At 70.5% G+C, this 244-nt stretch carries 1 protein-coding gene; it reads left to right on the top strand.

Annotated features, from left to right (window positions below):
* Positions 1-12: 12 nt before the first annotated feature.
* Positions 13-244 (top strand): isocitrate/isopropylmalate family dehydrogenase (locus tag RMT89_RS44940; protein WP_315889517.1); only part of this gene is annotated, 232 nt, incomplete at its 3' end.

A 244-nucleotide genomic window follows, 5' to 3' on the forward strand; every position in this document is an offset into this window, starting at 1 on the left:
GGTCCCGAAGTCATGCCCGAGGCGGTGAAGGTGCTGGAGAAGGTGACGGCCCGCTTCGGCCTCGCCGTGACCCTGGATGAGGACCTGGCGGGCGGCGCCTCCATCGACGCCAACGGAGTTCCGCTCACCGACGCGGTGCTTGAGAAGGCCAAGGCCGCCGACGCCGTGCTGTTCGGCGCCGTGGGCGGGCCGAAGTGGGACGTGCAGCCGTTCGACAACCGCCCCGAGCTCGCCATCCTGAAGC

The sequence above is a fragment of the Streptomyces sp. P17 genome, from assembly GCF_032436805.1.
Taxonomy (GTDB): domain Bacteria; phylum Actinomycetota; class Actinomycetes; order Streptomycetales; family Streptomycetaceae; genus Streptomyces.